A 25,609-nucleotide genomic window follows, 5' to 3' on the forward strand; every position below is an offset into this window, starting at 1 on the left:
AGGACGCGGAGGGCCCCGCGCGATACTTCCGTGCGCGGGGCCCTCCGCGTCCTCACAGCGTGGCGAGAAATCCGATCGCGACCTTCCAGGCCAGCTCGGCCGAGGCCTGGTCGAAGTCCGGCAGTTCCGCGTCGGTGAACACGTGGCCCGCGCCGGGGTAGCGGTAGATCTCGACGTCGGCGCCGGTCTGCCGCATCTGGAGGTACCAGGAGTTCAGCCAGTCGTGTGTCTCGTACGGGTCCGGGTCCGCGACGTGCAGCTGTACGGGCAGCTCGTCCACCGAGGCGCTCGGAGCGATGTCCGACGTGCCGTGGAAGAGCAGCAGCCCCCGGGCCTTCGCGTCCCCGAGCGCCAGCGTCTGGGCGACGGACGCGCCGAGCGAGAAGCCCGCGTAGACCAGTCCGGAGTCGGAGTAGGGCGCAGCGGCCAGCACGGCCCGCTTCAGCAGCTCCTCCTTGCCCGTCTCCTGCTGGAAGGCCAGTCCTTCCTCGACGGTTTCGAAGGTGTGCCCCGCGAAGATGTCGGGCACCCGCACCTCGTGCCCGGCTGCACGCAGCCGGTCGGCGGCCGCGTGCACCGCAGGGCGCAGACCGTACGTCGAGTGGAAAAGCATGATGTTCATGAGGCCCATGGTGCCAGTTACCGTCGAGAGCTTGGAGAGCGACAGGATGGAGACCCTACTGCGTCCGCTGATCATCCTCGGCGGTTCGGTAGTGATCACACTGGTGGTCGGCTGGCTGGTGGACCTGCTGCTCAGACGGGCCGACGGGCGGCATCACGAGACCCCGTTGTGGGGTCTGCTGCGGCGCTGCCGGATACCGTTCCAGGTCACGTTGTGCACGGCGCTGCTGCGGGCCAGCTACACCCAGACCGGGCTCGATCTGATCAGCGACCACCGCGGGGGCATCGGCCAGGCGCTGACGCTGGTGATGATCGGCGCCTCGGCCTGGCTGGTGCTGCGGATCGCCATCGCGGTGGTGGACTCGGTGTACGCGCGCTACGCGGCGAACACCCGGGACCCGGCGCGGGTGCGGCGGGTGCGGACGCAGGTGACGCTGATCCAGCGGGTGGTCACCGCGATCGTGACGACGGTCGCCGTCGCCGCGATGCTGCTGACGTTCCCGGCCATGCGGACAGTGGGCACCTCGATGCTGGCCTCGGCCGGTGTCCTCGGCATCGTCGCGGGTGTCGCCGCCCAGTCCACGCTCGGCAACCTCTTCGCGGGCCTGCAGATCGCCTTCGGCGACATGGTGCGGATCGGTGACACGGTGGTGGTGAACGACGAGTGGGGCACGATCGAGGAGATCACGCTGACCTTCCTCGCGGTACGGACCTGGGACGAGCGGCGGATCACGATGCCGGTCTCGTACTTCACGAGCCAGCCCTTCGAGAACTGGTCGCGCGGCGGGGCCCAGATGACCGGTTCGGTCTTCTTCCACCTGGACCACTCGGCGCCGGTCGCCGCGATGCGCGACCAGCTGCGGGACATCCTGGGCGACTGCGCCGCGTGGGACGGCCGGAACTGGTCGCTGGCCGTCACCGACACCACCCCCTCCACGGTCGTGGTGCGTGCGGTGGTCACCGCGAAGGACGCGGACGACATCTGGACCGTGCGCTGCGCGGTCCGGGAGCAGATGATCGGCTGGCTGCGCGATCACCATCCGTACGCGCTGCCGAGGATCGCGACGGCGCCCGCGGCGCCGCCGCCCGAGGACGGGTGGCCGGTCAGGACCCACCCGAACGGGAAGCCGGCGGGCCGGGACAGGGCGCCGCGCACCGGGCGCGGCTGACCGGCCCGCCCCGGGAGCGGGTCAGCGCAGACTGCGTACGTCCAGCTGTCGCAGCACCCGGTCGACGACCTCGGGGTCGGCGCCGGCCTCGCTGCGCGCGGAGAGCACCGCGTGGCGGGCGGCCGACAGCATCTCGCGCTGGATGCGGCTGACCGCCTTGAACCGCTCGGCGCGCTTCGCGTACGCCTCGCGCCGCTCGTCGTCGACCATGTCGGGGCTGATCCGCGCGCCCACGTCGTAGGCCAGCCGCTGGAGGCGCTCCACGACGTCCTCGGGGAACTCCTCGACCTCCTGGATCTCCTTGAACCGCTGCCGGGCGGCCTTGGCGGCCCGGATCGCGAGGTCCCGCTCCAGCGCCTCCTCGGCGTCGGTGTCCGCCCGGACCCGCAGCTTGCGCACCAGCCATGGCAGGGTCAGTCCCTGGAAGACCAGGGTGACCATGATCACGGCGAAGGCGATGAAGACGATCTCGTCACGGCCCGGGAAGGGCTTTCCGTCGTCCGTCTTCAGCGGGATCGCGAGCGCCAGCGCGACCGACGCCACCCCGCGCATCCCGGCCCACCACATGACGACGGTCTCCCGCCAGCCGGCGGGGATCTCCTCGCTGACGTCACGGCGGGTGTGCAGCCGCTTCGCCAGCCAGGTCGCGGGCAGCAGATAGAGCAGCCGGACGCCGACGACGACCGCGACGACGGCGAGGGCCCAGCCCGCCATCTCCAGTCCGCGCCCGTCGGCCGTCCCGAAGACGTTGTGCAGTTCGAGGCCGATCAGCCCGAAGGCGACACCGGTGACGAGGGTGTCGACGATCTCCCAGAAGGTACGGCCGGTGAGCCGGCCCAGGACGTCGTCGGCGTCGGCGGTGTGCTCGGCGAGGAAGAGCGCCGTGGTGAGGACGGCGAGCACGCCCGAGCCCATCAGCTCCTCGGCGAGCGCATAGCTGACGAACGGCACCAGCAGGGTGAGCCCGACCTGGAGCGTGGCATCGCCGAGCAGGCCCATGAGTTTGATGGTGAGCCAGCCGAGCGCGACGCCCACCGCCACGGCGACGACGGCGGAGAGGAACAGCAGCCCGAACGCCTCCGGCAGCGAGAAGGTGCCGCTCACCGCGGCGGCGATCGCCACGTGGTAGAGCACGATCGCGGTCACGTCGTTGAACAGCCCCTCGCCCTCCAGGATGGAGACGAGCCTGCGGGGCAGCCCGACCGAACCGGCGACTGCGGTCGCCGCGACCGGGTCGGGCGGCGCCACGAGCGCGCCGAGTGCGACAGCGGCGGCGATGGGCAGCCCGGGGACGATCGCGTTGGCGACCGTGGCCACGGCCGCCGTCGTCAGAAAGACCAGCGCCACGGCCAGCAGAAAGATCGGTCGTTTATTGGCGGCGAACTGCCGCCAGGAGGTGCGCTGCACGGAGGCGTAGAGCAAGGGCGGAAGCAGCGCGGGAAGGATGATCTCAGGCGGGATGTCCACATTCGGCACGAAGCTGAGGAGGGCCATCCCGACGCCCACGAGCGTCATCAGCACTGGTGCGGGGAGCTTCAACCGCTCCCCCAGCGGCACGGTGACCACTGCTCCGAGCAACAGCATGAGCAGTAGGGTCAATTGGTCCACGAGGTGCCTTCCGGAGCGCGGCGAGCCGGCCGCGGCGATCGGCCGACCCGGAGTTCCAGCCTGCCACGCAAGGCGCGTAATCCCGGCAACACCCCCGCCACACAGCCCTTCTGACCGACCATTCCTCCGATGTTTCTGCGGTCAGCCCTCTTCCGCTGCCCTCTCCGGGCGGGCAGTATGCGGCATGCGTCATTCAGGGACGAGAACTCTCACCACATACATGACTGGCAGGAGAGACCACGTGACCGCGTTCTCCCGAAGGCATTTCGTCGGCACAGCCGCTGCCGGAACCTCCGCGTTCTGGATCGCCGGATCCCCCACCGCGTGGGCGGCGACCGCCCCGTCGCCGGCGGGCCGACCGGGCCCCGACGTCCACGAGAAGACCGTCCGGGACGCCGCCATGACCTGGCGCACTCTCCCCACCGGCTGGCAGCAGGCCCCGTTCCTGGCCAACGGCCACCTCGGCGCCCAGCTGTACGCGGGCCAGTCCGCCAACACGCTGAAGCTGATGCTGAGCCACAGCCAGGTGCAGGACCAGCGCGGCCAGTGGCGCGGCGGCATCGGCTTCTCCCGTCTCCCCATCGGGTACTTCACCCTGACCCTGGCCGGGGAGATCACCGGCGTCGACTGGACCCTGGACCTGTACGACGCCGAGCTGCGCGGCACCGTCACCACCACCCGCGGCTCGCTGGCCTTCTCCGCCCTCGTCCAGAACGACACGAGTGCCCTGCTGATCTCCACCCGGCCCACTCCGGGCGAGGAGGCCGCGGCCTGGTCCTTCCAGTGGCTGCGGGCCGCCACCACCCGCAGCAGCGGCAAGCCCGAGGACTACACGCCCAACCCGGACCCGCGGGCCGGCGACGGTTTCGTCGAACAGCCGCTGCTCGCGGGCGGCGGCTGGACCACCGCCTGGCGCGAGCGGCGCGAGGGCACCGGCCGGCTGCTCGCCGCCCACCTCGTGTACCGCTTCCCCGGCCAGGTGTCCGAGGCGACGGCGGACGCGCTGCGGGCCGTGGACCGCACCCTGGCCGCGGACCCGGACCGGCTGGTGGACCGTCACCGCCGCTGGTGGCACGCGTACTACCGGCGCAGCTTCCTCTCCGTACCGGACAAGCGGCTGCAGAGCTTCTACCTCATCCAGCTCTACAAGCTCGCCGCGTCGACCAGGGCCGGGGGACCGACGATCTCCGAATGGGGCCCCTGGTTCCCCGAGGTCGGCAACAACTGGACCGCGGTCTGGTGGAATCTCAACGTCCAGATCGGCATGGCGCCGGTCCACGGTTCCAACCACCCCGAACTCGACTCGGTGACAAGCACCTTCCGCCGCTTCGAGCACAACCTCCCGACGTCGGTCCCGGCCGGGTACCGCGACGGCGAGAGCTACGCGCTGGGCCACCCCTCCGACTGGCAGCTGCGCGCGGGCGACACCTACGACGTCGGCGCCCCCGGCTCGGACCACGTCTCCGACAACTTCGGCAACCTCATCTGGGCGCTGCACAACGTCTGGCAGTCCTACCGGCACTCGATGGACCTGTCCGTCCTTCGCGACGTCGTGCACCCGATCCTCGCGAAGGCCGTCAACTTCTACGCGCACTTCCTGCACGAGGGCCCGGACGGCAGGCTGCACCTGCTGGAGACCCGCTCCCCCGAGTACGCCAACGCCGAGGACTGCACCTACGACCTCTCGCTCATCCGCTGGGGAGTGCGCACCCTCATCGCGTCCTCGAAGCTGCTGCGGAACAACGACCCGCGGCTCGGGCGCTGGCAGGACATCGAACGGCGCCTCACCCCGTACGCCGAGGACCCGGTGGCCGGTGTGATGATCGGCAAGGACGTCCCGCTGGCCGACTCCCACCGCCACCACTCGCACCTGCTCTGGCTGTACCCGCTGCGCGAGCGCAGCTGGGACCGGGCCGGGGACCGGGACGTGATGCGGCGCTCCATGGACCACTGGGTCTCCATGCAGCAGCTGTGGCACGGCTACAGCTACGCGACCGCCTCGTCGATGTACTCGGTGACGGACGAGCCGGAGAAGGCCCTCGACTTCCTGACCTTCTTCACCGATCTGAAGGTGGTCGCGGACTGTCAGATGACGGTCAACACGATGTACCGGGAGGGCAAGAACCTCGCCCTGGAGAGCCCGTTGTCCGCCGCCCAGTCGATGCTCGACATGGTGGTGCAGGGACACGAGGGAGTGGTGAAGGTCTTCCCGTCCGTCTCGGACCGCTGGGCCGACGCGTCGATCGCCTCACTGCGCACCCAGGGGGCCTTCCTCGTGGACGCCGACCGCTCGGACGGTGCCACGCGCTGGGTACGGGTCCACAGCGAGGCGGGGGCTCCACTGACCCTGGACCACTCGGTCCGGGGCCCGGTCGAGGTACGGGACACCCACGGCCGCCCGCTGCGCTGGCGGGAGACCGGGCCGGGCCGGATCACGGTCGACCTGTCCCGCGGCGCCACAGCGGTGATCACCCCGCGGGGCGCCCGCCGCACCGGGGCGGGCCCGCGCGACGTGCCGTCGAACGGGGCGTGGACGAAATGGGGCCTGCCGGGCTGACCCGGCGGCCGGCCGCCGCGGGCCTCAGCGCTCCAGCGGCCGGCGCATCGCCCGGTGGGGGATGCCCGCGTCGGGGAACTCGGGGCCGTAGGCCTCGTAGCCGAGCCGTTCGTAGAAGCCGAGCGCGTGCGTCTGGGCGTGCAGGTCGACGGCGGCGAGGCCGAGGTCACGGCCCGCGTCCTCGATGGCCCGCACCAGCGCCGCGCCGACCCCGAGGCCGCGTGCCCCACTGGTCACCGCGAGCCGGCCCAGCGAGCCGACCGTGAGGTCACCGCCGGTCTTCGCCGCCGCGCCGGGGCCGTGCAGCAGCCGTCCGGTGCCCAGCGCCGTGCCGTCCGCCGCGACGGCGATGACATGCAGCGCGTCCGCGTCGTAGGCGTCGTACTCGATCTCCTCGGGCACGTTCTGCTCACCGACGAAGACGTCCTTGCGGACCTGGAAGCAGGCGGCGCGGTCCTGCTCCCCGGCGGCGGTACGGGTGGTGTACGAGGGAGGCGCGCCGGTCATTCGCTCTCCGCCGCGATCCGGTCCAGGGCCTGCTGGAGGTCGTCCGGGTAGGTGCTGGAGAACTCGACCCAGCGGCCGTCCGAGGGGTGCTCGAAGCCGAGCCGGACGGCGTGCAGCCACTGCCGGGTCAGGCCCAGCCGCTTGGCCATCGTCGGGTCGGCGCCATAGGTCAGGTCGCCGACGCAGGGGTGGCGGTGGGCGGACATGTGCACCCGGATCTGATGCGTACGGCCGGTCTCCAGCTTGATGTCCAGGAGGCTGGCGGCGCGGTACGCCTCGATCAGGTCGTAGTGCGTGACGGAGGGCTTGCCCTCGGCGACGACCGCCCACTTGTAGTCGTGGGTGGGGTGGCGGCCGATGGGGGCGTCGATGGTGCCGCTCATCGGGTCCGGGTGGCCCTGGACCAGCGCGTGGTACTTCTTGTCGACGATCCGGTCCCGGAACTGGGCCTTCAGCAGCGTGTAGGCACGCTCGGACTTGGCGACGACCATCAGCCCCGAGGTGCCGACGTCGAGCCGGTGCACGATGCCCTGGCGCTCGGCGGCACCCGAGGTGGAGATCCGGTACCCGGCGGCGGCGAGGCCGCCGATGACGGTGGTGCCGGTCCAGCCGGGGCTCGGGTGTGCGGCGACACCGACCGGCTTCATGATCACGACGATGTCGTCGTCGTCATGGACGATCTCCATGCCCTCGACGGGCTCGGCCACGATCTGCACCGGTGCAGGAGCCTGCGGCATCTCCACTTCCAGCCAGGCGCCGCCGTGCACCCGCTCGGACTTCCCGGCCACCGAACCGTCCACCTGCACCTTCCCGGCGGCGGCCAGCTCTGCGGCCTTGGTGCGGGAGAAACCGAACATGCGGGAAATGGCGGCGTCGACACGCTCGCCTTCCAGGCCATCGGGTACGGGCAGGGTTCGGATCTCGGGATGCGTACTCACCTGTCGAGTATGCCTTGCGCGTCCTAGTCCTTGTGCACGGTGCCGTCGGGGTCCAGACCCTTGAACGAAAGGATCACGATGAGGATGCCGCCGCAGACGATCGCGGAGTCGGCCAGATTGAAGACGGCGAAGTGGGCGGGGGCGATGAAGTCCACCACCGCGCCCTCGAAGACGCCCGGCGCACGGAAGATGCGGTCGGTGAGGTTGCCCAGCGCACCGCCGAGCAGCAGCCCGAGCGCGATGGCCCACGGCAGGCTGTAGAGCTTGCGCGCGAGCCGTGCGATCACCACGATGACGGTCGCCGCGATGATCGTGAAGATGATCGTGAAGGCCTCACCGATACCGAACGCGGCTCCCGCGTTGCGGATCGCGTCGAGCCTGAGCCAGCTGCCGAAGATCTCGATCGGCTCCTGGTGCTCCAGCTTCGCCACCACGAGCATCTTGCTGCCCAGGTCGAGCAGATAGGCGAGCACGGCGACGCAGAAGAGCAGGATGATCCGTCGCCGGCGCGTGGCCGGCGAACGGTCGACCGCCGCTTCCCCGTCCTCGGCCGCGGTGGTGTCCGCCGCCGGCCCGTCCGGGGCCCCGGCCCCGTCGCTCCGCTCCGGCTCGGCTCCTTCGTGTCCCTCAGCCTCAGGGATGTCCGGCGTACCGATGATGCTCTCCGCCTCTGCCACGTGAGTCCCTCAACCTAGTTCCCGACTGAGGACGAGGGTACGACACACCGGCGGGGATCAGCCGCGTCGTTCCTGCTTCTGTTTGTCCTCGACACACAGGGTGGCCCGGGGGAACGCCTGCATCCGTGCCTTGCCGATCGGATTGCCGCAGATCTCGCAGAGCCCGTACGTCCCGGCGTCGAGGCGGGCCAGCGCCCGCTCGGTCTGTTCCAGCATCTCCTGGGCGTTGGCGGCGAGCGACATCTCGTGTTCGCGGGTGATGTTCTTGGTGCCGGTGTCCGCCTCGTCGTCACCCGCCCCGTCACCGGAGTCCCGCATCAGCCCGGCCAGCGCCGCGCCCGAGGCCTCCAGCTCTCTGCGCAGCCGGGTGATCTCGCCGGTCAGCTCGGACCGGGCGGCCGACACCTCCTCCGGCGTCCAGGGGTCCTCGCCCGGCCGTACGGCCAGCTCCCCCGGCGTGGTCGCGGCGGCGCGGGCCGGGGGCACGGGTGCCGTGCTCCGTCCGGCGGTCCGGGTCCTGGCCGCGCTCTTCTTGGCTACCACCGTGTGGGCTCCCGTCTGCTCGGCGGCCTCGGCCGCCCCTGTGGCCGCAGCGGCGGCCTTCTTCGAAGCCTTCTTGGCCGGGGTCTTCCCGGCCGCGGTCTTCTTCGGCGCGGCCTTCTTCGCCGCCGCCTTCCTGGTCGCCGGTTTTCTGGTCACTGCCTCCTTGGCAGCCTGCTTCGCGGGCTTCCCGGCAGCGCTCGTCGTCGCGGCAGCCGGCTCGGGCCCGTCCTCGGGCACGGGCCGCGTACCCGCGCCCGAAGCGTCGCCCGGGCCTGCCTCCGGCGTTGTCTCCCCGGCTGCCGCGCCCGTGGATCCCGCTGACGCCGTCTTCTTTACGGCGGTCTTCTTCGCCACCATGGCCGCGGCCCCTTCACACATTGTGATCTTGCTCGCGAGTCTCGCTGGGACGATAAGTCGACCCCAGCCCCGCGGCAACGGGGCACGCCGCCGAATCGCCCCTCCCCGTGTCCGGATCACAGCGCGCCTGAATCCGTTGTGCCCAGCTCCCCGCCCGGTAATCCGCCTTCCGCTCCCCCGGCCGGCCGCACCGGGACTCCGAGCGGCGTGTCTGGCCATTCGGGTCATGCCGGGGCCCGCCGTCAAACCGGTCGGCCACCGCACCCCGGGCCCCGTACACTGGCGGCAGCGAGAGGCGTGGATGGGACGAGTAGCGTCGTACGCAGCCAGGAGCGACCCGGGGACGGTGGGAGCCCGGGGGCGAGCGCGTCGTGAAGATCACCCGGAGCCGTCGGAGGAACGCCGCAAGGCAAGTAGAACCGGCTTCGCACCCCAATGAGGGGGCCACGGGCGCACACCCGGGGCCAAGGAGGGTGGTACCGCGGGAACCCAACCGGTTCTCGTCCCTCCGACGGAAGTGGAATACGTCCGCCGGAGGAAGCCCGCACATGACATCGCCGCAGTACCGCCAGGTACCCGCCCAGGTCGACCTGCCCGCGCTGGAGCACGCAGTGCTCGACTTCTGGCGCGAGAGCAAGGTGTTCGCCAAGAGCCTCGACCAGTCCGAGGGCCGCCCCGAGTGGGTCTTCTACGAGGGCCCGCCGACCGCCAACGGAATGCCCGGCGCCCACCACATCGAGGCCCGCGTCTTCAAGGACGTCTTCCCGCGCTTCCGCACCATGCAGGGCTACCACGTCGGCCGCAAGGCCGGCTGGGACTGCCACGGCCTGCCGGTCGAGCTCGCGGTCGAGAAGGAGCTGGGCTTCAACGGCAAGAAGGACATCGAGGCGTACGGCATCGCCGAGTTCAACGCCAAGTGCCGGGAGTCGGTCACCCGGCACACCGACGCCTTCGCCGAACTCACGACCCGGATGGGCTACTGGGTCGACCTCGACGACGCGTACCGCACGATGGACCCCGAGTACGTCGAGTCGGTGTGGTGGTCGCTGAAGGAGATCTTCAACAAGGACCTGCTGGTCCAGGACCACCGCGTCGCCCCCTGGTGCCCGCGCTGCGGCACCGGCCTCTCGGACCACGAGCTGGCCCAGGGATACGAGACGGTCGTCGACCCGTCGGTCTTCGTGCGCTTCCCGCTCACCTCCGGCCCGCTGGCCGGCGAGGCCGCCCTCCTGGTCTGGACGACGACCCCCTGGACCCTGGTCTCCAACACCGCCGTCGCCGCGCACCCCGAGGTCGAGTACGTCGTCGCGACGAACGGCGAGGAGAAGCTCGTCGTCGCCCGCCCGCTCGTCGAGAAGGCGCTGGGCGAGGGCTGGGAGCTGACCGGCCGGTCGTTCACCGGCCGCGAGATGGAGCGCTGGACGTACGAGCGCCCGTTCGCCCTGGTGGACTTCCCCGCGCCCGCCCACTACGTCGTCAACGCCGAGTACGTGACGACCGAGGACGGTACGGGTCTGGTCCACCAGTCCCCCGCCTTCGGCGCCGACGACCTCCTGGTCTGCAAGGCGTACGGGCTGCCGGTGGTGAACCCGGTCCGCCCCGACGGCACCTTCGAGGAGGACGTGCCGCTGGTCGGCGGCGTCTTCTTCAAGAAGGCCGACGAGGCGCTCACCGAGGACCTCTCGGACCGCGGCCTGCTCTTCCGGCACGTCCCGTACGAGCACAGCTACCCGCACTGCTGGCGCTGCCACACGGCGCTGCTCTACTACGCGCAGCCGTCCTGGTACATCCGCACGACCGCCGTCAAGGACCGTCTCCTGGAGGAGAACCAGAAGACCAACTGGTTCCCCGAGTCGGTCAAGAACGGCCGGTACGGCGACTGGCTGAACAACAACATCGACTGGGCGCTGTCCCGCAACCGCTACTGGGGCACCCCGCTGCCGATCTGGCGCTGCGAGGACGACCACCTCACCTGTGTCGGTTCGCGCGCCGAGCTGAGCGAGCTGACCGGCAGCGACCTCTCCGGCCTCGATCCGCACCGGCCGTTCATCGACGAGATCACGTTCACCTGCTCGCACGAGAGCTGCCAGCTGGAGGCGTACCGCGTCCCCGAGGTCATCGACGCCTGGTACGACTCGGGCTCGATGCCGTTCGCGCAGTGGGGCTACCCGCACAAGAACAAGGAGATCTTCGAGAGCCGCTACCCGGCGCAGTTCATCTCGGAGGCCATCGACCAGACGCGCGGGTGGTTCTACACGCTGATGGCGATCGGCACCCTGGTCTTCGACAAGTCGAGTTACGAGAACGTGGTCTGCCTGGGCCACATCCTCGCCGAGGACGGCCGCAAGATGTCCAAGCACCTGGGCAACACCCTCGAACCGGTCCCGCTGATGGACCAGCACGGTGCCGACGCCGTGCGCTGGTTCATGGCGGCCGGCGGCTCCCCGTGGGCGGCGCGGCGCGTCGGCCACGGCACGATCCAGGAGGTCGTCCGCAAGACGCTCCTCACGTACTGGAACACGGTCGCCTTCCAGGCGCTGTACGCCCGTACGTCGAACTGGGCGCCGTCCGCGGCCGATCCGGCCCCGGCCGACCGCACGGTCCTGGACCGCTGGCTGCTGAGCGAGCTCAACGCCCTGGTGGACCAGGTCACCCAGGCGCTGGAGAGCTACGACACCCAGCGCGCCGGCAAGCTGCTCTCGGGGTTCGTCGACGATCTGTCCAACTGGTACGTGCGCCGCTCCCGCCGCCGCTTCTGGCAGGGCGACAAGGCGGCGCTGCGCACCCTGCACGAGGTCATCGAGACGGTCACCCGGCTGATGGCCCCGCTGACGCCGTTCATCACCGAGCGGGTCTGGCAGGACCTGATCGTGCCGGTCGCCCCGGACGCCCCGGAGTCGGTTCACCTCTCCGGCTGGCCGAAGGCGGACCTGGCGGCGATCGACCCCGCGCTCTCGACGCAGATGGCGCTGGTGCGCCGGCTGGTCGAGCTGGGCCGGGCCACCCGCGCCGAGTCGGGCGTCAAGACCCGTCAGCCGCTGTCCCGGGCCCTGGTCGCGGCCTCGGGCTTCGAGAGCCTCTCCCCCGCGCTGCACGCCCAGATCACCGAGGAGCTGAACGTCTCCTCGGTGGCCTCGCTGTCCGAGGTCGGCGGTTCGCTGGTCGACACGACGGCGAAGGCGAACTTCCGGGCGCTGGGCAAGCGGTTCGGCAAGGGCGTCCAGGCGGTGGCCAAGGCCGTCGCGAACGCCGACGCCGCCGCGCTGTCGCTGGCCCTGCGCGAGGGCACGGCCTCGGTCGAGGTCGACGGCGAGACGGTGTCGCTGGCCCCGGACGAGGTCATCATCACGGAGACCCCGCGCGAGGGCTGGTCGGTCGCGTCCGACTCGGGCGCCACGGTCGCCCTCGACCTGGAGATCACCCCGGAGCTGCGGCGTGCGGGCCTGGCCCGTGACGCGATCCGCCTCATCCAGGAGGCCCGCAAGAACAGCGGGCTGGACGTGGCGGACCGCATCGCCGTCCGCTGGACGTCCACGTCGCCCGCGACGGCCGAGGCGCTGACCGAGCACGCGTCCCTGATCGCGGACGAGGTGCTGGCCCTGGACTACGCACAGGGCGACGCGGACACGGCGTACGGCGAGCCGTTCGAGGACGAGGGCCTGTCCCTGACGTTCCGCCTCCGCAGGACGAGCTGACCTCACCGCTGAAGGGCCCGGCCGGAACTCTCCTCCGGCCGGGCCCTTCCTGTTGTCCCCTACCCGCCCCTTCCCGTGCCCGGGGCTCCGCCCTCAAACGCCGGCGAGGCCGAGCCTCACGCCCAGGCGCGCAGATCAAGCCGGGCGGAGCCCCCGAGAACCCCGGGCCTCCGCGCCGCCCACGACAAAGGGCCGGGCCCCGGGGAAAACCCCGGGGCCCGGCCCTCAGCCTGCCGACGGCTACGCGCTCATCGCGCGACGGCCGCTCAGTTGTCGTCCTCGTCGATCAGGAACCCGCGCATCGGCGAGGGCGCCTGCTGCATCGGCTGCGGCGCCTGCGGCCGCACCGGTGCCATCGGCTGAGTCATCGCCGGTGACATCTGCTGCTGGCCACCGTACGAGGGGGCAGCGCCCATGGACGGGTTGCCGCCCATCTGCTGGTTGCCGTGACCGCCGTGGTTGCCGCCCATGCCGTGCCCCATGGCACCCGCACCGGCCGGAGCCAGCGAGGGCGACGGCGGCAGCGAAGCGGTCGCCGGGGTACGCGGCGGAGCGAGCGAGTCGTCCGCCTGGGTCTCCAGCTGACGCAGCTGGCTCTCCAGGTAGGACTTCAGACGCGTCCGGTACTCGCGCTCGAAGCCACGCAGGTCCTCGACCTTGCGCTCCAGCGTCGCGCGGGCCGACTCCAGGGAGCCCATCGCCACGCGGTGCTTCTCCTGCGCGTCCCGCTCCAGGGCGTCCGCCTTGGCACGCGCGTCGCGCTCCAGGCCCTCGGCACGGCTGCGCGCCTCGCCGACGATCTTGTTGGCCTCGGAACGGGCCTCCGCGATCGCCTGGTCGGCGGTCTGCTGCGCCAGGGAGAGGACACGGGCGGCGCTGTCGCCGCCGGGGCCCTGCTGCTGCTGCATCTGCGGCGGCTGCTGCTGCTGCTGCATCTGCTGCATCTGCTGCTGCTGGGGGTTGTGACCGCCCATGGGGCCGCCCATCGGACCACCCATGGGACCGCCCTGCATCGGGCCGGGGCCGTGCGGGCCCTGCGGGCCGGGGCCGTGCGGGCCCTGGGGGCCGTGGCCGCTGGGGCCGGCGGGCAGCTGCGGAGCGCCACCGGGCAGCTGGGGGGGACCCATCTGCGGGGGCTGCTGCTGCTGGACCGGCGGACCAGATATGGCGGCCGGCACCGGTGCGCCGGGCCGGTCCTGCTGCTCCGGCTTGCGCATACCTTGCTGCTGCTGGTTCTGCGCGGCGGCACGCGTGGCGGCGGCCAGCTTGGCGCGCAGGTCCTCGTTCTCACGGAGCAGGCGGGTCAGCTCCGATTCGACCTCGTCGAGGAAGGCGTCAACCTCGTCCTCGTCATAGCCTTCTCGGAGGCGGACCGTCGTGAACTGCTTGTTCCGCACGTCCTCGGGGGTCAGCGGCATCTCTTCTTCACCTCTACGTAGTCGTCGGCAGTCGGCAAGACCGTATCGCTCACAACCTGATCACGACGCTGATCAGGATGGAAACGATGATCATCAGAACGAAGAAGGACAGGTCGAGTGCCACGCCCCCGAGACGCAGCGGCGGAATGAACCGCCGCAGGAGCTTGAGCGGTGGATCGGTGACCGTGTAAGTGGCCTCAAGAACGACCACCATCGGCTTGCCCGGCTGCCATGAACGTGCGAACTGGAAGACGTAGTCCATGACAAGCCGGAAGATCAGCACGATGAGGAAACACATCAACGCGATGTAGACAACACTTTGAGCGACGCCCATCCTCGCGCTTCCCTCTCCCCTGGCTCTCGTAGCTCCGGCCTCTCGGCCGGGTTGTTCCCGGTGTCGTGTTCTCAGCTCTGGTTGAAGAATCCGCCCTCTGCGATGCGGGCCTTGTCCTCCGCCGTGACATCGACGTTAGCAGGCGACAACAGAAAGACCTTCTGCGTCACTCGCTCAATGCTGCCATGGAGACCGAAGACGAGTCCCGCGGCAAAGTCGACAAGTCGCTTTGCGTCCGTGTCGTCCATCTCCGTGAGATTCATGATCACCGGAGTGCCCTCACGGAAGTGTTCCCCGATGGTACGGGCCTCGTTGTAGGTCCTGGGGTGCAGCGTGGTGATGCGGTAGGGCTCCCGCTCGGACACAACCTTGGGCATGATCACCGGTGCGTTCTTCTCCAAGTTCGAGCGTTCAGGTGTGATGGATGCCACGGGGGCGATTCGGGCGGGTCGCTCTCGCTCGGCCGGGATCTGAACCGGCTCCCGCTGCGCCGGAGGCTGCACCGCTCGTACCGGTTCGTCCCGTTCGCGCTCCACCTGATGCGCGGGCTGGTGCCGGCGCCGGTCCCGCTCGGGTTCCGGCTCGGGTTCGAATTCGTCGTCGGGGTCGAACCCCGGACCGTCGTACCCATCGTCCTCCACGAGGCCGAGGTAGACCGCCATCTTGCGCATCGCGCCGGCCATGCTCTGAGTCCTCCGCTCTGTGGTGGATCGGCATCTGTCACCAAGTGCCCGCGATCCACTGTGGCCTATCCGCCATGGGCGGTAATGACCATATTTTCTGCTGTGGTCCGACTTGCTTGGCGACGTTACCCGAGCCCGGGTCGGACTCCGAGTACCGCAGTACCGACGCGCACATGTGTCGCTCCGGCCGCAATCGCGTCCTCAAGGTCCGCACTCATCCCTGCAGAGACCATGTTCGCAGCCGGATGGTTCCCGCGCAGCCGGGATGAGATTTCCATCAACCGGTCGAACGCCGCCCGTTGCCTGCCGGCGAACGGCCCGGCGAGCGGTGCGACGGTCATCAGACCGGCCAGCCGCAGCCCGGGGGCGGATTCGACCGCGGCGGCCAACTCCTCGACCCCGTCGGGGGCTACGCCGCCCCGCTCCCCGCGTTCACCGCTCTCCGCGTCGAGCGCGACCTGGATGAGACACCCGAGTTCACGACCGTCACGCGCGGCCGCCGCGGAGAGTGCCGTCACCAGCTTGGTGCGGTCCACCGACTGCACGACATCGGCATAACTCACCACAGAACGAACCTTATTCGTCTGCAATTGACCGACAAAGTGCCATGTGAGGGACAGATCAGCACATGCGGCGGCCTTGGGAGCCGCGTCCTGGTCGCGATTCTCCGCGACCTGACGCACGCCGATTTCGTGCAGGATCCGCACATCGCTCGCGGGATAGGTCTTGGTGACCACGATGAGGGTCACCTCTTCCCGCTTGCGACCGGCGGCGGCGCAGGCGGAAGCAATGCGTTGCTCCACCTCTGTGAGATTTGCCGCGAGTTGAGCCTTACGGTCCGTCATGCCCTATCAGTCCAACCAGACATATCCGGCGAGCCGCCCCGTGGTGCGGTCGCGTCGGTACGAGAAATGGTCGCCCGATTCGAGGGTGCAGAAGGGCGACATGTGCCGGTCGGTGACTCCGAGGGCATCGAGCTGGGCATGGACTCCGGCGGTGACGTCCACGGCCGGGGTTCCCCAGCTTGTCTCGGACCAGGAGGCGGGGACGCTCGCGGCGACCTCGTCCCGCATGGCGGCCGGGACCTCGTAGCACCGTCCGCAGACGGCCGGCCCGGTGCGGGCGATGATCCGCGAGGTGTCCGCGCCGAGCCGGACCATGGCCCCGATCGCGGCGGGCACCACTCCGGCGACCAGACCCGGACGGCCCGCATGGGCCGCTGCGACGATTCCGGCGACCGGATCGGCGAGCAGTACGGGGGTGCAGTCCGCGGTGAGGACGGCGAGCGGGAGTCCGCGCCGCGCGGTCACCACCGCGTCCACGGCGGGAATCCCGAGCGTGTCGCCCCACGGCCCGTCGACCACGGCCACGTCCCTGCCGTGGACCTGGTTCATCCAGACGACCTGCGCCGGGTCGAGCCCGCGACTGCGGGCGGCACGCTCGCGGTTGGCGAGAACGGCGGCGGGGTCGTCACCGACCGCGCCGCCGAGGTTGAGCTCCGCATACGGGGCGGCGCTCACTCCGCCCCACCTGTCGGTGAAGGAGAAGTGGGCGCCGCCCCCTGAAGAAACAGAATCCTTCGAGCTCACTGCGTGTTGCGGACCTATCACTTCAAGAAGTCCGGAACATCCAGCTCTTCGGCCTGGGAGTCCTGGTAGGGACGGGCCGGCGGGACGTGCGGCGGAGCGACCGACGGCCGGTGGCTCTCACTGGCCACCGGAACCGGCTCGGTCTGGACCGGGCTCTCCTCGCGCGGGGGCACGGAGCCCAGTCCGCTCGTCTGGCGCACGGGCTCGGCGGCCCGGACCGGCGGAGCCGACTCCTCACGCTTGGCGGAGTTGGCTCCCAGGACGTTCTCGCGACGGGCCGGCGGCTGTCCGCCGTCGAATCCCGCGGCGATCACGGTGACCCGCACCTCGTCGCCCAGTGCGTCGTCGATGACCGCACCGAAGATGATGTTCGCCTCGGGGTGTGCCGCCTCGCTCACCAGCTGGGCGGCCTCGTTGATCTCGAAGAGACCGAGGTCGCTGCCGCCGGAGATGGAGAGCAGGACACCTCGGGCGCCGTCGATGGACGCCTCCAGGAGCGGCGAGGAGATCGCCATCTCGGCCGCCGCCACCGCACGGTCGTCGCCGCGCGCCGAGCCGATGCCCATGAGTGCCGATCCGGCCTCGGACATGACCGACTTGACGTCGGCGAAGTCGAGGTTGATCAGACCCGGGGTGGTGATGAGGTCGGTGATGCCCTGGACACCCGAGAGCAGCACCTGGTCGGCCGACTTGAACGCGTCGAGCACGCTGACCTGGCGGTCCGAGATGGACAGCAGTCGGTCGTTGGGAATGACGATGAGGGTGTCGACCTCTTCGCGGAGTTCGGCGATGCCGTCCTCCGCCTGGTTCGCGCGACGTCTGCCCTCGAAGGTGAACGGGCGGGTGACCACGCCGATCGTCAGGGCGCCGAGCGAGCGCGCGATATTGGCGACGACGGGTGCGCCACCGGTGCCGGTGCCACCGCCTTCGCCTGCGGTGACGAAGACCATGTCGGCCCCCTTGAGGACCTCCTCGATCTCTTCACGGTGGTCCTCTGCCGCCTTGCGACCGACGGCCGGGTTCGCCCCGGCGCCGAGGCCACGGGTGAGTTCACGGCCGACGTCGAGCTTGACGTCGGCGTCGCTCATCAACAGGGCTTGCGCATCAGTGTTGATCGCGATGAACTCGACGCCCTTGAGACCGACCTCGATCATTCGGTTGATGGCATTGACACCACCGCCGCCGACACCGATGACCTTGATGACTGCGAGGTAGTTCTGCGGTGCTGCCACGTCGAAGGCCTCTCGCCTCGAGTTACGTGTCGTCGCTTGGCGGTAGTCCCGCCGCGACGACGGATGCCGATTGGGACGGTCCGAACGCCGACCCAAACCCTAACGTTGAAGTTTAGGGTTACCAGTGTGTCTGCTTCATGGACTCTTCCGAACAGGACACTAAGTCGACAAGTGGCGCACGTTCAACGAACACGCCGAACCTCCCGTTTTTCTTTTCACCCTATGTGATCACCCGTAGCGCTGACCAACCAGGGTGCTGGCCAGGCCGAATGTCCGTCAACTGCCCGACACCGCAGGAGCGGTGGGTGCACTCACGTCGAAGTGTCCTGCTTTGGGAGCGGCTTCCATGAGGGCGGTGAGGACTTTCGCCTTCACCGAACCTTCTTCACCGCTCCCCCAGATCACCTCACGGTCCCGGGTGAGCTCCAGGGAAACCGCATCGTACGAGGTGACCCGCACGACCTTGGTGTCCCTGGCGACGCCGTCCGGAAGGTCACCCGCGACCCGGACCGCTTCCCGCACCAGCCGGTCACTGCCGAAACGGCGCAGACTCGCTGACTGACCAGCTGTCAATTCCAGCAGAGGTACGCGCCCGGGCGCCTTGTCCACCGTGGCGAAGCGCACACCTTTGGCGTCCACTTCAATGAACTTTGCGCCCTTTTTCACCAAGAGAACCGGCTTTCGTTCGGTCACCTTAAGTCCGATGCCGTGCGGCCATGACCGTACGACATCCACCGAGTCGATACGAGGCAACTTCTGGCGCAACCTGTCGGCGACGGCGTCCGTGTCCACGGAAATCAGCGGAGCACCCATCGGCACCGCCGCGGTGGCCTCCACCTCGGCCGGTGACAGCACGTCGACACCGGTGATCCGGACCTGTTCGGTCCGGAGCCAGGACGAGCCGTAGAGCGCCCAGACGGCGCCGGAGCCGAGCACCAGCACGGCCGCGGCGATCACGATCAGCAGCCTCCGCCGGGACATCCGGCGCCCTTCGGCGCCCGGGCGCGGCGGCCGGTCCGGGGTGTCCTCCTGCTGCCCTGCACCGCGCTGGGCGGTCGTCGCTCCGGCCACGCTCGCTCCTTATGCCGGGTCCGGGGGCGCCGCCCCCGGACCCGTCCGCCTCACGCGCCTCGGCGTGCGGCAATCGCCTCGTACACCATGCCGACCAGCAGGTCGTCGGCGTCCCGGCGGCCGAACTCGGCGGCTGCGCGAGACATTTCGTACAGTCGGTGCGGATCCGACAGCACCGGAAGGACGTTGCCCTGGACCCACTCGGGAGTGAGCGCCGCGTCGTCCACCAGCAGACCGCCACCGGCGTTGACCACCGGCTGGGCGTTGAGCCGCTGTTCACCGTTGCCGATCGGCAACGGGACATAGGCGGCGGGCAGCCCGACGGCGGTGAGTTCGGCGACGGTCATCGCGCCCGCGCGGCAGAGCATCATGTCGGCCGCGGCGTACGCGAGGTCCATCCGGTCCACGTACGGTACCGGGATGTAGGGCGGCATCCCGGGCATGTTGTCCACACGCGGCATTTCGTTCTTCGGGCCGACCACATGCAGGATCTGGATGCCGGAGCGCTGCATCAGCGGGGCGACCCGCTGGACCACCTCGTTGAGATGGCGGGCGCCCTGCGAGCCGCCGGAGACCAGCAGCGTCGGCAGGTTGGGGTCGAGCCCGAAGGCGGCACGCGCCTCCGGACGGACCCGGGCCCGGTCCAGGGTGGCGATGGTGCGGCGCAGCGGGATGCCGATGTAACGGGCACCGCGCAGCTTGCTGTCGGGGGTGGAGACGGCGACCCCGTGCGCGTACCGCGAACCGATCTTGTTGGCCAGGCCCGGCCGGGCGTTGGCCTCGTGCACCACGATCGGCACCCCGGCGCGCTTGGCGGCGAGGTAGCCGGGCAGCGCCACGTAGCCGCCGAACCCGACCACACAGTCCGCCTTGGTGCGTTCCAGGATCTGCTCGGCGGCCTTGATGGTGCCGCGCAGCCTTCCCGGGACGGTGATCAGTTCGGGGGTGGGCTTGCGCGGCAGCGGTACGGCCGGGATCAGGGCGAGTTCGTACCCCCGCTCGGGTACGAGTCTTGTCTCGAGTCCGCGCTCCGTGCCGAGAGCGGTGATTCCCACGCTCGGGTCCTGCCTGCGCAGGGCGTCCGCGAGGGCAAGCGCGGGCTCGATGTGGCCGGCGGTCCCCCCACCGGCGAGTACGACATGCACCGAAATTCACCGCTCTCCGGACGGACGCTTCTTGATGCGCCGTCTCATCGTCTTCCATCTCACCCCGGGCCTCCGCATGGCCAGGGCCGCCTTCGCGGCGGGATCCTCTCGCGCGAACGCGATCAGCAGCCCGACAGCGAACATGGTCGGCAGCAGGGCCGACCCTCCGTAGGAGAACAGCGGGAGCGGGACACCGGCGATCGGAAGCAGACCGAGCACCGCACCGATGTTGATCACTGCCTGAGCCGTGATCCAGGTGGTCACACCTCCCGCGGCATACCTCACGAAGGGGTCCTCCGTGCGTCCGGCCACGCGGATACCCGCATAGCCTAGAGCCGCGAAGAGGGCGAGTACCGACAGCGTCCCCGCCAACCCCAGTTCCTCCCCCGTGATGGCGAAGATGAAGTCGGTGTGGGGCTCGGGGAGTTGACCCCATTTTTCCACACTTGCACCGAGCCCGGATCCGAACCAGCCGCCGGACGCCAGAGCGTAGATACCGTGTACGGCCTGCCAGCACGAGCCGCCCGGTCCGGGTTCGCTGGCGCCCATGCAGTCGAGCCTGGCCATCCGGTTCGGACTGGTCTTGATCAGCACGAAGCCGATCAGGCCGGCGGTGGCGAGCACTCCGGCGAACAGCCGGGTGGGAGCCCCGGCCAGCCAGAGCAGCCCGAACAGGATCGCCGTGAGAATGATCGCAGTGCCCATGTCACCGCCGAGCATGATCAGCCCGAGCAGCATGAAGGCGACCGGGACGAGCGGCACGAGCATGTGCTTCCACTGGGTCAGCAGCCGCTTGTCCTGTTTGCGGGCGAGCAGATCGGCCCCCCACAGGACGAGGGCGAGCTTGCCGAACTCACTGGGCTGGAGCTGGAAGGGCCCGCCCAGGTAGAGCCAGTTCCGGTTCCCGTTGACCGACATCCCTATCCCCGGCACCTGGACCAGCACCATCAGGAAGACGGCACCCATCAGCAGCGGGTAGGACAGGGCGCGGTGCAGCTTGACCGGGATCCGGGCGGCGATCGCCATCAGCCCTGCCCCGATGACGGCGGCGAGGAACTGCTTGCGGAAGAAGTAGGTGCCCGGCTTGTCGAGCTCCAGCGCCTTGATCATCGAGGCGGAGTAGACCATGACGAGCCCGAGCACGGTGATGAGCAGCCCGGCACCCAGGATCAGGTAGTACGCGGTCAGCGGGCGATCCCAGGCCCGGCGTGCCTGCTCGTAGGACCGCCGCACACCGCCGCCGCGGGGGGTGCGGGGGCCGCCGGCGGTCCTGGAGCGGCCCACGGGGGGCCGCCGGGAGCCGGAAGCCGACCGGACGCGCAGGGCGAGTCCGTGCGGCAGCGGGGCACCCCCGGCCGCGAGGAGGGGCGGATGGAGCGCCCGGCTGATCGCCGTGGTCGCCCGTGAGCGGTCCCTGCCGCGTGCGGCAGAGCTCTCTTCGGCCGGCATGGTCCTGTCCCCTCCACTGCTCGTGCCCGGGGCTTCGGTGCCGAGGGCCCGCGCCCGCTGCACAGCCGTACGTGCCCGGTTGCTCCGGGACGGTACGGCGCGGAGGCCGGGCCCGTCAGGCGCTCTCGGCGGCCAGTGCGCGGACGGCGTCCGCGAAGGCCTCGCCCCGCTTGTTGTAATTGACGAACATGTCCATCGAGGCGCAGGCCGGGGCCATCAGTACGGTGTCTCCCGGCCGGGCGAGCCGTGCCGCTTCGCGGACCGCCTCGGACATCGCCCCAGTGTCGGTCCGGTCGAGGTCGACCACCGGGACCTCGGGCGCGTGTCGCGCGAGGGCTTCGCGGATCAGGGCGCGGTCGGCGCCCATCAGTACGACGCCCCGCAGGCGCTTCGCGCACCCGGTCACCAGATCGTCGAAGGTGGCGCCCTTGGCCAGTCCTCCGGCGACCCAGACGATCGGGTCGTAGGAGGCCAGGGAGGCCTCGGCCGCGTGGGTGTTCGTGGCCTTGGAGTCGTCGATGTAGGTGACCCCGGCGACCTCCGCGACACGCTCGATGCGGTGCGGGTCCGGGCGGAAGGCCCGCAGCCCGTCCCGTACGGCGGCCGGCGCGACGCCGAAGGCACGGGCCAGCGCCGCGGCCGCCAGCGCGTTGGCGATGTTGTGCGGGGCGGGCGGGTTCACGTCCCCGACCTCGGCGAGCTCCTGGGCCTGCTTGTGCCGGTTCGTCACGAAGGCGCGGTCGACGAGGATGCCGTCGACGACCCCGAGCTGGGAGGGCCCGGGGGCGTGGAGGGTGAAGCCGATCGCCCGGCAGCCCTCCTCCACGTCCGCCCCGCGCACCAGGTCCTCGGTGACCCCGTCCGCGGCGTTGTAGACGCAGGCGACGCTGTTGCCCTCGTAGATCCGGCCCTTGTCGGCGACGTACGCCTCCATGGAGCCGTGCCAGTCGAGGTGGTCGGGGGCCAGGTTGAGGACGGCCGCGGAGTGGGCGCGCAGCGAGGGCGACCAGTGCAGCTGGTAGCTGGAGAGCTCGACGGCGAGTACGTCGTACGTCTCGTCGCCGAGGACCGCGTCCAGGAGCGAGACGCCGATGTTGCCGACGGCCGCGGTGCGCAGTCCGGCCGCCTCCAGGATCGAGGCGAGCATCCGTACGGTCGTGGTCTTGCCGTTGGTGCCGGTGACCGCGAGCCAGGGGGCCGGTTCCCGGCCGTCCTGGCCGCGCAGCCGCCAGGCGAGTTCGACGTCGCCCCAGACCGGGACGCCCGCCTCGGCGGCCGCGGCGAACAGCGGCTTGTCGGGCTTCCAGCCCGGGGTGGTGACGATGAGCTCGGTGGACTCGGGCAGGGTGGCCCCGTCGCCGAGGCGCACGGTGATGCCCTGCGCCTCCAGCTCCGCGGCCTGGGTACGGGAGCGCTCGTCGTCCCCGTCGTTGACGACGGTGACGACGGCCCCGAGACCGCGCAGCACCCGGGCCGCCGGAATCCCGGAGACCCCGAGTCCGGCGACCGTGACGTGCTTGCCCTGCCAGTCCACGTTGCTCACTTCTTGGCTGCCCATCCTGCGTAGAAGAGGCCGAGACCGACGATCACGCACATGCCCTGGATGATCCAGAAGCGGACCACGACAAGGACTTCGGACCACCCCTTGAGTTCGAAGTGGTGCTGGAGCGGCGCCATCCGGAAGACCCGCTTGCCGGTCATCTTGAACGAGCCGACCTGGATGACGACGGACATCGTGATCATCACGAAGAGGCCGCCGAGCACCGCCATCAGGAACTCGGTGCGGGAGCAGATCGCCAGACCTGCGAGCGCGCCGCCGAGGGCGAGCGAACCGGTGTCGCCCATGAAGATCTTGGCGGGCGAGGTGTTCCACCACAGGAAGCCGAAGCAGGAGCCCATCAGGGCGGAGGCCACGACCGCGAGGTCGAGTGGATCTCGTACCTCGAAACAGGCACTCGGATTGGTGAGCGTGGCCGCGTTGGCGCAGGACTCCTGGAACTGCCAGAGCCCGATGAAGGTGTACGCGCCGAAGACCATCACCGACGCACCGGTGGCGAGGCCGTCCAGACCGTCCGTCAGGTTCACGCCGTTGGACATGGCGAGAATCATGAAGAGCGCCCAGACCACGAACAGCACCGGGCCGATCGACCAGCCGAAGTCCTCGACGAACGAGAGCTTGGTGGAGGCGGGGGTGTTGCCGCGGGCGTCGGCGAACTGGAGCGAGAGCACCGCGAAGGCGATGCCGACGATCAGCTGACCGGCCATCTTCGCCTTGGCGCGCAGGCCCAGCGAACGCTGCTTGACGATCTTGATGTAGTCGTCGAGGAAGCCGACGAGTCCCATGCCGGCCATCAGGAAGAGGACCAGCACACCGGAGAAGCGCATGTCCTCGCCGGTGATCACCTTCGCCAGGACGTACGCGATGATCGTCGCCAGGATGAAGGCGATGCCGCCCATGGTGGGCGTGCCCTTCTTCGATCCGTGGCTGCGCGGGCCGTCGTCCCGGATGAACTGCCCGTATCCCTTGCGGGCCAGCAGCTTGATCAGCAGCGGGGTACCGACCAGGGTCAGGAAGAGCCCGATGGCCCCCGCGAAGAGGATCTGCCTCATCGGCCGGCGACCTCGCCCTCGGTCGCGTTATCCAGCAGTGCCATGACAACCTGCTCCAGGCCGACCGACCGGGACGCCTTCACCAGCACGACGTCTCCCGGGCGCAGTTCACTGCGCAACAGGTCGACGGCAGCCTGTGCGTCGGACACATGCACCGACTCCTCACCCCACGAACCCTCGTTGTATGCGCCCAGTTGCAGCCAGGAGGCTTCTCTGCCCCCGACCGCGACGAGCTTGCTGACGTTGAGCCGGACGGCGAGCCGTCCGACCGCGTCGTGCTCGGTGAGCGAGGCGTCGCCGAGCTCGGCCATCTGGCCGAGCACTGCCCACGTACGACGCCCCTTCCCCATGGCGGCCAGCGCGCGCAGCGCGGCTCTCATGGATTCGGGGTTGGCGTTGTAGGCGTCATTGACGAACGTCACGCCGTCCGGACGCTCGGTGACCTCCATGCGCCAGCGGGAGAGGGTGCCCGCCTCGGAGAGCGCCTCGGCGATCTCGTCTGCGGACAGGCCCAACTCATGGGCGACGGCGGCCGCGGCGAGCGCGTTCGACACGTGGTGCTCACCGTACAGGCGCATGGTCACATCGCTGCACCCGGTGGGTGTGTGGAGGCGGAACGCGGGGCGGCCGTCGTCGGTGAGCCGCACGTTCTCTCCCCGTACGTCCGCATCCGCGGCTTCACCGAAGAGCAGGACGCGGGCCTTGGTGCGGGAGGTCATGGCGCGGACGAGCGGGTCGTCGGCGTTGAGTACGGCGAGGCCGTCCGCGGGCAGCGACTCGACCATCTCGCCCTTGGCCTGTGCGATCTGCTCGCGACCGCCGAACTCGCCGATGTGGGCGGTGCCGACGTTCAGGACGAGGCCGATCCGGGGCGGGACGAGGCCGGTGAGGTAACAGATGTCGCCGATGTAGCGGGCACCCATTTCGAGGACCAGGTGCCGGGTCTCATCGGTGGCGCGCAGCGCGGTGAGCGGCAGTCCGATCTCGTTGTTGAGGTTGCCCGCCGGGTAGACGGTGGGCCCCTTGCGCTCCAGGAGCTGGGCGATCAGGTCCTTGGTGGAGGTCTTGCCGGCGGACCCGGTGAGGGCGACCACGGTGGTGCCGAGCCGCCCGACGACGGCGCGGGCGAGCGCGCCGAGCGCCGCCACCACGTCGTCCACGACGATCGCGGGAACGCCGACGGGGCGGGCGGCCAGGACGACTGCCGCGCCCGCCTCGACCGCGCGCTGCGCGTAGTCGTGGCCGTCGACCCGTTCGCCGGCGAAGGCGACGAAGAGGCTGCCTTGCTTCACCTCCCGGGAGTCGATGACGACTGGCCCGCTGACGGTTACTGCCTGATCCGGTATGTCGTACGACTGCCCGCCGACGATTTCGGCGATCTCGGCGAGGGAAAGGGCGATCACTTG

Annotated in this window: 21 protein-coding genes; 3 read left to right on the forward strand and 18 right to left on the reverse strand. The window is 70.1% G+C overall.

Annotated features, from left to right (window positions below; all coding sequences use genetic code 11):
* Positions 1–52: 52 nt before the first annotated feature.
* Positions 53–631 (reverse strand): dienelactone hydrolase family protein, encoded by a 579-nt coding sequence (locus J1C73_RS04160; protein ID WP_207315126.1) that lies wholly within the window; start codon positions 629–631, stop codon positions 53–55.
* Positions 632–668: 37 nt separating this feature from the next.
* On the opposite strand from J1C73_RS04160, the gene J1C73_RS04165 reads away from it, so the two are divergent.
* Entirely contained in the window at positions 669–1,790 is a 1,122-nt protein-coding gene (locus tag J1C73_RS04165) for a mechanosensitive ion channel family protein (protein WP_207315148.1), read from the forward strand.
* A 21-nt stretch (positions 1,791–1,811) separates the two neighbouring features.
* On the opposite strand, the gene J1C73_RS04170 is transcribed toward J1C73_RS04165, so the two are convergent.
* Positions 1,812–3,398 carry a Na+/H+ antiporter gene (locus J1C73_RS04170; RefSeq protein ID WP_207315127.1) on the reverse strand — a complete coding sequence of 529 codons (1,587 nt, stop codon included), beginning with the start codon at positions 3,396–3,398 and terminating at the stop codon, positions 1,812–1,814.
* Between the two features lie 241 nt (positions 3,399–3,639).
* Between J1C73_RS04170 and J1C73_RS04175 the strand changes: the two genes are divergently transcribed.
* A complete protein-coding gene (locus J1C73_RS04175) occupies positions 3,640–5,955 on the forward strand; it encodes a glycosyl hydrolase family 95 catalytic domain-containing protein (RefSeq protein ID WP_307797599.1) in 2,316 nt (771 codons plus the stop codon).
* A gap of 24 nt (positions 5,956–5,979) precedes the next feature.
* Here J1C73_RS04175 and J1C73_RS04180 read toward each other — a convergent pair whose 3' ends face one another.
* From J1C73_RS04180 to J1C73_RS04195, 4 genes are read right to left on the reverse strand one after another with little or no spacing between them, the layout of a single operon-like run.
* Positions 5,980–6,462 (reverse strand): GNAT family N-acetyltransferase, encoded by a 483-nt coding sequence (locus tag J1C73_RS04180; protein WP_207315128.1) that lies wholly within the window; start codon positions 6,460–6,462, stop codon positions 5,980–5,982.
* A complete protein-coding gene (locus tag J1C73_RS04185; protein ID WP_123469968.1) occupies positions 6,459–7,400 on the reverse strand; it encodes an RluA family pseudouridine synthase in 942 nt (313 codons plus the stop codon). The genes J1C73_RS04180 and J1C73_RS04185 overlap by 4 nt, the downstream gene beginning before the upstream one ends.
* 23 nt (positions 7,401–7,423) lie before the next feature.
* On the reverse strand, positions 7,424–8,077 hold the full coding sequence (lspA, locus tag J1C73_RS04190) for a signal peptidase II (protein ID WP_207315129.1): 654 nt from the start codon (positions 8,075–8,077) through the stop codon (positions 7,424–7,426).
* A gap of 57 nt (positions 8,078–8,134) precedes the next feature.
* Positions 8,135–8,977: a TraR/DksA family transcriptional regulator gene (locus tag J1C73_RS04195; RefSeq protein WP_207315130.1), complete on the reverse strand. Its 843-nt coding sequence runs from the start codon at positions 8,975–8,977 to the stop codon at positions 8,135–8,137.
* A 548-nt stretch (positions 8,978–9,525) separates the two neighbouring features.
* On the opposite strand from J1C73_RS04195, the gene ileS reads away from it, so the two are divergent.
* A complete protein-coding gene (gene ileS / locus J1C73_RS04200) occupies positions 9,526–12,672 on the forward strand; it encodes an isoleucine--tRNA ligase (RefSeq protein WP_207315131.1) in 3,147 nt (1,048 codons plus the stop codon).
* Between the two features lie 266 nt (positions 12,673–12,938).
* On the opposite strand, the gene J1C73_RS04205 is transcribed toward ileS, so the two are convergent.
* The 12 genes from J1C73_RS04205 to J1C73_RS04260 all read right to left on the reverse strand — a co-directional run bounded on the left by J1C73_RS04205 (position 12,939) and on the right by J1C73_RS04260 (position 25,606).
* Positions 12,939–14,090 (reverse strand): DivIVA domain-containing protein, encoded by a 1,152-nt coding sequence (locus J1C73_RS04205; RefSeq protein ID WP_207315132.1) that lies wholly within the window; start codon positions 14,088–14,090, stop codon positions 12,939–12,941.
* A 49-nt stretch (positions 14,091–14,139) separates the two neighbouring features.
* On the reverse strand, positions 14,140–14,424 hold the full coding sequence (locus tag J1C73_RS04210) for a YggT family protein (protein ID WP_073735521.1): 285 nt from the start codon (positions 14,422–14,424) through the stop codon (positions 14,140–14,142).
* A 71-nt stretch (positions 14,425–14,495) separates the two neighbouring features.
* Entirely contained in the window at positions 14,496–15,107 is a 612-nt protein-coding gene (locus J1C73_RS04215; RefSeq protein ID WP_073735522.1) for a cell division protein SepF, read from the reverse strand.
* 125 nt (positions 15,108–15,232) lie between these two features.
* Positions 15,233–15,952: a YggS family pyridoxal phosphate-dependent enzyme gene (locus J1C73_RS04220; RefSeq protein WP_207315133.1), complete on the reverse strand. Its 720-nt coding sequence runs from the start codon at positions 15,950–15,952 to the stop codon at positions 15,233–15,235.
* Positions 15,953–15,958: 6 nt separating this feature from the next.
* On the reverse strand, positions 15,959–16,717 hold the full coding sequence (gene pgeF / locus J1C73_RS04225; RefSeq protein ID WP_207315134.1) for a peptidoglycan editing factor PgeF: 759 nt from the start codon (positions 16,715–16,717) through the stop codon (positions 15,959–15,961).
* On the reverse strand, positions 16,714–17,928 hold the full coding sequence (gene ftsZ, locus J1C73_RS04230; RefSeq protein ID WP_207315135.1) for a cell division protein FtsZ: 1,215 nt from the start codon (positions 17,926–17,928) through the stop codon (positions 16,714–16,716). The genes pgeF and ftsZ overlap by 4 nt, the downstream gene beginning before the upstream one ends.
* Positions 17,929–18,204: 276 nt before the next feature.
* A complete protein-coding gene (locus tag J1C73_RS04235; protein WP_207315136.1) occupies positions 18,205–18,999 on the reverse strand; it encodes a cell division protein FtsQ/DivIB in 795 nt (264 codons plus the stop codon).
* Between the two features lie 50 nt (positions 19,000–19,049).
* Complete coding sequence (gene murG, locus J1C73_RS04240) at positions 19,050–20,144, reverse strand: undecaprenyldiphospho-muramoylpentapeptide beta-N-acetylglucosaminyltransferase (protein WP_207315137.1); 1,095 nt, start codon at positions 20,142–20,144, stop codon at positions 19,050–19,052.
* A 6-nt stretch (positions 20,145–20,150) separates the two neighbouring features.
* Entirely contained in the window at positions 20,151–21,593 is a 1,443-nt protein-coding gene (ftsW, locus tag J1C73_RS04245; protein ID WP_207315138.1) for a putative lipid II flippase FtsW, read from the reverse strand.
* A gap of 115 nt (positions 21,594–21,708) precedes the next feature.
* Positions 21,709–23,136, reverse strand: coding sequence for a UDP-N-acetylmuramoyl-L-alanine--D-glutamate ligase (gene murD, locus J1C73_RS04250; protein ID WP_207315150.1), 1,428 nt, complete (start codon positions 23,134–23,136; stop codon positions 21,709–21,711).
* The gene (gene mraY, locus J1C73_RS04255) at positions 23,133–24,203 is read right to left on the reverse strand and encodes a phospho-N-acetylmuramoyl-pentapeptide-transferase (protein ID WP_123469991.1); all 1,071 of its coding nucleotides are present in this window, start codon (positions 24,201–24,203) and stop codon (positions 23,133–23,135) included. Before mraY ends, murD begins: the two co-directional genes overlap by 4 nt.
* The gene (locus J1C73_RS04260; protein ID WP_207315139.1) at positions 24,200–25,606 is read right to left on the reverse strand and encodes a UDP-N-acetylmuramoyl-tripeptide--D-alanyl-D-alanine ligase; all 1,407 of its coding nucleotides are present in this window, start codon (positions 25,604–25,606) and stop codon (positions 24,200–24,202) included. Before J1C73_RS04260 ends, mraY begins: the two co-directional genes overlap by 4 nt.
* Positions 25,607–25,609: the final 3 nt, after the last annotated feature.

The sequence above is a fragment of the Streptomyces laculatispora genome, from assembly GCF_017353455.1.
In the GTDB taxonomy this organism is placed as follows: domain Bacteria; phylum Actinomycetota; class Actinomycetes; order Streptomycetales; family Streptomycetaceae; genus Streptomyces; species Streptomyces laculatispora.